This window comes from Streptomyces sp. (assembly GCF_031178505.1).
In the GTDB taxonomy this organism is placed as follows: domain Bacteria; phylum Actinomycetota; class Actinomycetes; order Streptomycetales; family Streptomycetaceae; genus Streptomyces; species Streptomyces gulbargensis.
In genome coordinates this window covers 1-7664 of sequence record NZ_JAPSIW010000301.1, presented here as the reverse complement: position 1 = coordinate 7664, position 7664 = coordinate 1, and the positions used below count along the sequence as shown (strand labels likewise).

The following is a 7664-nucleotide window of genomic DNA, read 5'->3' as shown; positions in this document are numbered from 1 at the left end:
CCTCGCCCGCCCCACACAGCGGGCGAGGTCGAGGGGATGGGTGGGGCGCGTGGGGCGGCGGGTTAGCCTCGGACCATGGCTTCACCGTCCTCCGCACCCGGCGCCGTCCGGCCGCTGCCCCTTCCCGAGATCACCCGCACCGAGTGCCGGAGGTGCGGTGCGCTCATCAAGGGGCTGAACCACCGGTACGCCTGTACGAGCTGCGGGTGGGTCAACCCTTCCGGCGAAGGGAGCAGGCCGCTGCCCGTGGTGGACCCCTGGCCGGTGGACGAGCGGCCCCGCACCCGCTGAGGCCCCCCCGTCGCCCCGACGGCGGGCACCCACATGGCGGGCGCGCCGGAGGCATCCGGCCACGCGCCGCGTCCGCCGGGGTGCGTACGGGCGCCTGAGATCCCTCGCGCGCCAGGGACACCTCCCCCCTGCGCCGGGCGCACCTCACGGTGGGACCCGGCGGCCGTGCGCTCGTCGGTACAGGTGAATCCGAGCCCATGGGCGTTGGTATGCCAATGTCATCGGGCACGACTCCCCCCAGCGGTTCTCACCGTTGAGAGGGACACGGATGACGAGTCAGGCCACCGAAGTCGAGCTGGAGGATCTCCTCCACCGAGCGCTGCGCGCAGCGGAGAGCGACGCGCGCTGGGCGGTGCGTTCGGAGGGGATGTGGTGCCACGCCGTGCCCCGGGACGGGATCCCGCGCGAGCAGGGCTGGAAGTTGCACGTGTCCGCGACGGTCGCCTCGGCGCCCGCCGTCCTCGCGAAGGCGCTGGACGTGCTGGTGCGCGGTGATTCCGCCTTCAAGTTCGCCCGGTCCCTGGACCAGGTGCGGCTGCTCAACTCGCGGGGCGCTCCCCGGGGCAGCTCGGGCAAGGTCGTCACCGTCTATCCGTCGTCCGACGAGGAGGCGGTACGGCTCGCCCAGGAGCTCCACCGCGCCACCGAGGGGCTCGACGGGCCCCGCATCATGTCCGACCAGCCGTACGCGGCCCACAGCCTGGTGCACTACCGCTACGGCGCCTTCGTCGGCCGGCGGCGGCTGTCCCAGGACGGGCTGCTGATCTGGTACTTCCTCGATCCCGACGGCAATCCCGTCGAGGACCGGCGGACGGGTCAGTACGAGCCGCCGTCCTGGGCCGTGTGTCCGTTCCCCGCCTCCGTGCCCGCGCCGCCGCGACCGGCGCAGGAGCCCGCGAAACCGGTGGTGATCGGTGGCCGCTTCGCGGTGCGGGAGGCGATCCGGCACACCAACAAGGGCGGGGTGTACCGGGGTTCCGACGTTCGTACGGGCGAGCCGGTGGTCATCAAGGAGGCCCGGCCGCATGTGGACACCGACGACACCGGCCGGGACGTCCGCGACTGGCTGCGGGCCGAGGCCCGGACCCTGGAGAAGCTGAAGGGGCTGGGGCTCGCCCCGGAGCCGCTGACGCAGTTCGAGCACGGCGGGCACCTGTTCCTGGCGCTGGAGGAGATTCCGGGCGTCGCGCTGCGCAACTGGGTCGCCGAACACTTCCGGGACGTCGGGAGCGAGCGGTACCGCGCCGAGGCGCTCGACCTGGCCCGGCGCCTGGTGGACCTGGTGGCGGCGGCCCACGCGCACGGCTGTGTGCTGCGGGACCTGACGCCGGGCAACATCATGGTGCTGCCGGACGGTGAACTGCGCCTGATCGACCTGGAGCTCGCCGTCCTGGCGGACGACGACGCCCTGCCGACCCGGCTGGGCACGCCGGGATTCAGCGCTCCGGAACGGCTGGCCGACGCCCCCGTCTCCCCCACGGCCGACTACTACAGTCTCGGCGCCACCCTCTGCTTCGTGCTCGCGGGCAAGGTGCCGCAGCTGCTGTCCGAGGAGCCCGCCGGCCGCCCCGACGAGGAGCGTCTCGCCGCGTGGATGGACGCCTGCGCGGCCCCGCTGGAGCTGCCGCCCGCGCTGGCCGAGGTGATCCTCGGCCTGATGCGGGACGATCCGGCCGAGCGCTGGGACCCGGCGCGGGCGCGCACCGCCCTGCGGGCCGCCTCCCCCGTACGGCCGGTGGGCGACGCGGCCGGTCCGGCGCGGCACGGCGAGGACGTCGAGGCGGCGGTGGCGGGGATCGTCGACCACCTGGTCGACTCCATGACCCCGCAGGACGACCAGCGGCTGTGGCCGGTGTCCACCACGGCCGGGGAGACGGACCCCTGCACCGTGCAGCAGGGCGCGGCCGGCGTGCTGGCGGTCCTCACGCGGTACTTCGCGCTCACCGGCGACCCCCGGCTTCCCGAGCTGATCTCCACCGCGGGCCACTGGATGGTGGGCAGGACCGACACCCGTTCCGCACGTCCCGGTCTGCACTTCGGCGGACGGGGAACGGCGTGGGCCCTGTACGAGGCGGGGCGGGCGGTCGACGACCCCCGGCTCGTCGAGCACGCCCTCGAACTCGCCCTGGCCCCGCAGGTGGTCACGCCCAGCCATGACATCACCCACGGCACGGCGGGCAGCGGTCTCGCCGCGGTCCACCTGTGGCACCGTACCGGTGACACGCGCTTCGCCGAGCTGGCCGCCGAGGCGGCCGACCGGCTGGCCGCCGCCGCGCGGCGGGACGGTTCCGGGGTGAGCTGGGCGGTGCCCGCGGAGGCCGCGGCCCAGGAGGCCGGCAAGCGGTACCTGGGCTTCGCCCACGGCGCGGCGGGCATCGGCTGCTTCCTCCTCGCGGCCTCCGCCGTCTCGGGGCGCGAGGACCACCGGGAACTGGCCCTGGCGTCCGGCGAGCTCCTCGCCGCGAACGCCCTCCGGGTCGGGGAGGCCGCGCAGTGGCCCGCGCACTCCTCGGACGCGCCCACGGCGCCGTACTGGTGCCACGGCTCCGCCGGCATCGGCTCGTTCCTCCTCCGGCTGTGGCAGGCCACCGGGGACGAGCGGTTCGGGGAGCTCGCCCACCGTGCCACATACGCGGTCACGGAGCAGGCCTCCCGGGCCGGCGGGGCCCAGTGCCACGGCCTGGCGGGCAACGGTGACTTCCTCCTCGACATGGCCGACGCCACGGGCGAGTCCGCCTACCGCGCCCGGGCGGAGGAACTGGCCCGCCTGATCCTCGCCGAGGGGGCGCGGCGCCACGGCCATGTGGTCTTCCCCAACGAGTACGGGGACGTTTCGACCAGCTGGAGCGACGGATCGGCCGGAATCCTGGCCTTCCTGCTGCGCCTCCGGCACACCGAGCCCCGGCACTGGATGATCCAGTCGCCGGTCTGATCGGCGGGAAGTTCCTGCCGTAGCTTCAACGGAAAGGGAGAACCCCAATGGAGAACCGCGACCTCGAACTGCTGGCTGAGCTGCACGCCCTTCCGGAGACCGACCCGGTCGGCGTCGACGGGGAGCCGTTCGGCGGCACCTGTTCCTGCGTCGGCCTGCTGACGCTCCTGAACACCATCTGCATCGGTGTCACCTGCGCGTAACCGCGGGCAGCGCCCCTCGTCCGGTGGCCGTCCCGGGACAGCCGCCGGACGAGGGGTCCGTCGCTTTCCGGCGCGGTCGCTCGCGGCCGCGCCGCTCAGGTGCTTCCGGGCCGCTCGGTTCCCCCGCGGGCCCGGCCCGGACGACCGGCTCCACCGCGCACCCGGCCCGTGGACCACGGGGACGATGCGGTGTCGTTCCGCCCGTGCGCCGGGCGGGGCGCGGGTGGGCACTCGTAGATGAGGAACAGACCCCATGCAGCTCCCCGCCGGTGACGACGACCCCACCCGCGCCGCCCTGCTGACCACCGCCGTCATCAGCGCCCACCCCACGCCCCACACCTCCGGGACGGAGTACGCGATCAGCACGCGCGCGCTGGTCAAGAGCTACCCGGGCCCGGACGGGACCGTCGACGCCGTGCGCGAGCTGGACCTGGACGTGTTCCGGGGCGAGACCTTCGCCTTCCTGGGACCCAACGGGGCGGGGAAGTCGACCACCATCTCGCTGCTGTGCGCGCTGGCCCGGCCCACGTCGGGGCAGGCCGTGGTGGCCGGTGTCGACGTGACGAGACGCCCGCAGGAGGTACGGCGGCGGGTCGGCATGGTGTTCCAGCGCAGCGCTCTGGACCCCGATCTGACGGCCGACCAGAATCTGGTGATCCACGCGCGGTTGTACGGTCTCGGCCGCCGCTGCGCCCGGCGCCGGTCGGGCGAGGTGCTCGACGCGGTGGGGCTGACCGACCGCCGGCGCTCCCCCGTACGCACGCTGTCGGGCGGGATGCGGCGCCGTCTGGAGATCGCCCGGGGGCTCCTGCACTCCCCGGAGGTGCTGTTCCTCGACGAGCCGACGACCGGACTCGACCCGCACGCGCGCGCCCAGGTCTGGGACCACCTGCGCGCGCTGCGCGACCGGCACGGCAGCACCCTCTTCGTCACCACCCACTACCTGGAGGAGGCGGAGAACTGCGACCGGATCGCGATCATCGACCACGGCCGGCTCGTGGCCCAGGGCACGCCTTTCGCGCTCAAGAGCGCCGTCGGCGACGACAAGGTCCTTCTGCGCACCAGTGACGACACGACGGCCCGGCGGCTCGCGGGCATGATCGCCCCGCCGGACCGGCCCGTCACCGTGGACGCCGACGGTGTCCACCTGCGGCTGCCGGACGGCAGTACCTGGATCCCCCGCCTGTGCGGGGTCCTCGAGGAGCACGGCATCGCCGTGCGCGCCGCCTCCGCGACCCCTCCGACGCTCGACGACGTCTTCTTCCACCACACCGGCCGCAGCCTGCAGGCCACCGGCCAGCCCGGCCACCCACCCGCGGCGCCGCCCCGGCAGGGCACCGCGCCGGACTCCGGAGGCGCCCGATGACCACGGCGACCCTGCCCGTCCCCGGCACCGCGCGCGGCGGCCGGCCGTCCCGGCCGCGGCACGAACTGCGGGCCGTGCACGCCCTGGTCCACCGGGACCTGCTGCGCCTCGCCGGACAGCCCGTCCACACCGCCCTGACGCTGCTGCACCCGCTGCTGTACCTCTTCGTTCTGGGGGGCGGACTGGCCACGCTGATCCCGCGGTCCTCGCTGGGGGTCGACTACCGGGTCTACCTCTTCCCCGGAATGCTGATGATGACGGTGCAGATGCCGGCCATCACGGTCGGGGTCCGTCTCATCACCGACCGGGAGAGCGGCTATCTGCGGGAGCTGCTGATGGCCCCGGTCAACCGGTCGACGCTGCTCCTCGGGAACTGTCTCGGCGGCACCCTGGTCGCCGCCGTCCAGGGCGCCCTGCTGCTGGGCCTGGCCGGTGCCGTCGGCCTGCCGTACGATCCGCCGCTCCTGCTGCTGCTCCTCGGCGGCATGCTCCTGTCGTCCTTCACCCTCACCGCCCTCGCGCTGGCCCTGGCCGTGACACTCCGCAGGGCCGAGATGTTCCACATGCTGCTGGGCCTGGTGATGACGCCGCTGCTGTTCCTCTCCGGCGCGTTCTTCCCGCTCGACGCCATGCCGGGGTGGGCCCGGGCCCTCGCCGGCGTCAACCCGCTCGCGCACGGGGTGGACCTGCTGCGCCGCTGCATCGCCCTGCGGGTGCCGGACGGTGCCACGGCCGGGGGCATCGAGTGGTTCGGCCGCCAGCCCCCGCTGCTCCTCGAAGCGGGCCTTCTGTTCGCCGCGGGAGCACTGGCCCTCGGCTGGGCCGCCCACCGCTTCGGCCGCCCGGAGTGACGCGGCGTCGGACGGCCCCGCGGCTCACGGACGCGAGCCGGTGGGCACCTGCCCCACCCCTGAGGTGAGTACGCGTACTCACGCGCGGAGCCCCCGGACTTCCCCATGCTGGTGCGCGACCGCCATTCCGCCCCAGGGGGACATCCATGGACCAGGCCCTTCAGTTGCGTGTCGCGACTCCGCTCGATCTCGACTGGATCGGCGAGTTGCGTCACCGTGTCTACGCGGAGGAGCTCGGCCAGCATCCGGCGCACCCCTCGGGAAGGTTGCACGACGCGTCCCCCGAGGGGTACGGCGGCGGGCCGGACGATCCGGCCGTGCGGCTGGTCGTCGCGCGCGGCGCGACGAGGATCGGCTTCGTGACCGTCACGCCGCCGTGGGCGGGCCGCTACGGGCTCGACCGGTACGTGAGCCGGGACGCACTGCCGCTGCTGTCGGAGGACGCCCTCTTCGAGGTCCGGGTCCTCACGGTGGAGCCGGACCTGCGGTCGACGGCCGCCGCGCCCCTCCTGATGTACGCCGCGCTGCGCTGGATCGCGTCGCGCGGCGGCCGCCGGGTGGTGGCGATGGGCCGGACGGAGCTGCTCGGCATGTACGTCGCGACCGGTCTGCGGCCGGTCGGCCGCACCATCCGTTGCGGCGACGTCACGTTCGAGGTGCTGACGGGCTCGGTGGCCGAACTGACGAGGAACGTCCTGCGGCGGTACGGCACGGTCGTGGAGCGGCTGCGGTCGGCGGTGGACTGGCGGCTCGACGCGGACTTCGCGCCCCGGGCGGACGGCTGCGAGCACGGCGGTGCCTCCTTCGGCGCCATCGGGACGGACTTCCGGACGCTGGAGCGGCGCCACGAGGTGGTCGCGGCGGACGTGCTGGACGCGTGGTTCCCGCCGGCCCCCGGGGTGCGGGCGGTGCTCGCGGACGATCCTTCCTGGGCGGCGCGGACCTCTCCCCCGACCGCCGCCGACGGCCTGCTCGCCGAGATCGTCCGGGCCCGGGCGCTCCCGCCGGAGTCGCTGGTGGTGGGGGCCGGTTCCTCCGACCTGATCTTCCGGGCCTTCGGGCGGTGGCTGACGGCAGGGAGCCGGGTGCTGTTGCTCGACCCGAGCTACGGCGAGTACGCCCATGTCACCGAGCGGGTGATCGGCTGCCACGTGGACCGGCTCCCGCTGCGCCGCGAGGACGGCTGGCGGATCGACCCCGGGCGCCTCGTGGCCGCCGTCCGGGCGGGTCGGTACGACCTCGTGGTGGTGGTCAATCCGAACAACCCGACCGGGCGCCACGCGCCGTCGGCGGAGCTGCGGGCGGTGATCGAGGCGTCCCCGGCGAGCACCCGGTGGTGGATCGACGAGGCGTACCTGGGGTACGTGGATCCCGCGGACTCCCTGGCCCCTCTCGCCGCGGCAGACCGGCGGGTGACCGTCTGCACGTCGATGTCGAAGATGTTCGCCCTGTCGGGGGTCCGGGCGGCCTATCTCGTGGCCGATCCGGAGACCGCCCGGGAGCTGCGCCGCTGGACCCCGCCCTGGGCGGTGAGCCTGCCCGCCCAGCTGGCCGCCGTGGCGGCGCTGCGCGATCCCGCCCACTACGCCGCCTGCTGGGAGCGGACGCATGTGCTGCGGGGCCGGCTGGCCGAGGACCTCCGCGCCCTCGACGGGTTCACCGAGGTCGGGGAATCGGTGGCGAACTTCGTCACGGTGACGCTGCCGCACGCCGGGCCGAGCGCCGCGCGCCTGGTGCGGGAGTGCCGGCGGTACGGCGTCCATCTGCGGGACCTGTCACCGATGTCACCGGCGTACGAGGGGCGTACGGTCCGGATCGCGGTGCGCGACACGGAGGAGAACGCGCGGATCGTGGCCGCCTGCCGCGGTGCCCTCGACGCGCTGCGGCCGGCCGACGCGGCGCCGGCGGCGGCCGTACCGGGCGGGCGGGCCGGCCGTTGACCGCCGTCGCGGACCTGGTGCCCTTCCTCGGCGGGGCGCTGGCGGCCGGGGGCGTGGCGGTCGCCGTGTCCCGGCGGCGGG

The 7664-nt window shown here is 74.7% G+C and carries 6 protein-coding genes; all 6 read left to right on the top strand.

What is annotated here, in order from left to right:
* The first annotated feature begins 75 nt into the window (after nucleotides 1-75).
* The 6 genes from RIF68_RS19875 (at nucleotide 76) to RIF68_RS19850 (ending at nucleotide 7583) form a co-directional block, all read left to right on the top strand.
* Nucleotides 76-291: a hypothetical protein gene (locus RIF68_RS19875; RefSeq protein ID WP_309052633.1), complete on the top strand. Its 216-nt coding sequence runs from the start codon at nucleotides 76-78 to the stop codon at nucleotides 289-291.
* A gap of 268 nt (nucleotides 292-559) precedes the next feature.
* Nucleotides 560-3223 (top strand): class IV lanthionine synthetase LanL, encoded by a 2664-nt coding sequence (lanL, locus tag RIF68_RS19870; RefSeq protein WP_309052632.1) that lies wholly within the window; start codon nucleotides 560-562, stop codon nucleotides 3221-3223.
* Between the two features lie 47 nt (nucleotides 3224-3270).
* Nucleotides 3271-3426, top strand: coding sequence for a VenA family class IV lanthipeptide (locus RIF68_RS19865; RefSeq protein ID WP_309052631.1), 156 nt, complete (start codon nucleotides 3271-3273; stop codon nucleotides 3424-3426).
* Between the two features lie 253 nt (nucleotides 3427-3679).
* Nucleotides 3680-4792 carry an ATP-binding cassette domain-containing protein gene (locus RIF68_RS19860; RefSeq protein ID WP_309052630.1) on the top strand — a complete coding sequence of 371 codons (1113 nt, stop codon included), beginning with the start codon at nucleotides 3680-3682 and terminating at the stop codon, nucleotides 4790-4792.
* Nucleotides 4789-5643 (top strand): ABC transporter permease, encoded by an 855-nt coding sequence (locus tag RIF68_RS19855; RefSeq protein WP_309052629.1) that lies wholly within the window; start codon nucleotides 4789-4791, stop codon nucleotides 5641-5643. Before RIF68_RS19860 ends, RIF68_RS19855 begins: the two co-directional genes overlap by 4 nt.
* Nucleotides 5644-5789: 146 nt before the next feature.
* A complete protein-coding gene (locus tag RIF68_RS19850; RefSeq protein WP_309052628.1) occupies nucleotides 5790-7583 on the top strand; it encodes a histidinol-phosphate transaminase in 1794 nt (597 codons plus the stop codon).
* Nucleotides 7584-7664: the final 81 nt, after the last annotated feature.